The 789-nt window shown below is 71.6% G+C and carries 1 protein-coding gene; it reads right to left on the reverse strand.

What is annotated here, in order from left to right; all coding sequences use genetic code 11:
• A partial coding sequence (locus AE652_RS42360; RefSeq protein WP_049661569.1) for an ALF repeat-containing protein occupies positions 1 to 477 on the reverse strand: 477 nt, incomplete at its 3' end.
• Between the last annotated feature and the right edge of the window lie 312 nt (positions 478 to 789).

A 789-nucleotide genomic window follows, 5' to 3' on the forward strand; every position in this document is an offset into this window, starting at 1 on the left:
GACCTTGGCGCGGTCCTCGTCCTCGGCGCGGGCGGCGTACTGGCCGGTGGTCAGGAACGCGGTGATGTCCTCGTCGGTGCCGCGGAGGGCGGCCTTGGCGGCCGCCTTCACGGCCGGGCCGCCGACGGCGTAGATCTGGGAGACCCGGACCTGGTTGTCGATCCTGGTCTGCTCGTCGAACTCGACGTCCAGGAAGTGGCGCAGTTCGGCGGCGCCGCCCTTGAGGGCCTTCTCGGCCGCCTCGCGCACGCCGACGCCGCTCTTCGGGTCGGCGAGGATGCGCTTGACCTCGGCGCGGTCGCGCTGCTCCTGGCCGTCGGCCTGGGGCGCGGTGTCCTTGGCGGAGTCGGAGCCGGTGTCGGGGCCGGAGACGCCGGTCGGCTTGGGGGTGTCGGTGGCCGAGGCCGTGGTGGGGAAGAGGACGGCGGGGGCCAGAACGGCGGCCGCGACGACGGCGGACACCCGGGGCAGCTTCATCTTGCGCAAGACCTGCTTTGTACGAAGGATCATGAAACGCCAACAGCATAGATCTACTTTTACGACTGCCATACCAATTATTTGCCGAATCTCCCATTCCCCCCACCCGGCTACATATCGCACCGCGCCCCGCCCGTCCGGGGCCACCACTAGGGTGTGGCGGATGAGCTTCCACCTGGTCGTCGGACACGGGCCCGCCGGGGCCGCCACCGCCCGCCTGCTGGCCGAACAGGGCCACGAGGTCCGGGTCGCCACCCGTACCGGACGCCCCGTCGGGCCGGCCGTCGCCGCCGGGCTCTCGCTCGGCGCGAT

Origin of the sequence: Kitasatospora sp. MY 5-36 (assembly GCF_001182915.1) — a bacterium.
Taxonomy (GTDB): Bacteria; Actinomycetota; Actinomycetes; order Streptomycetales; family Streptomycetaceae; genus Kitasatospora.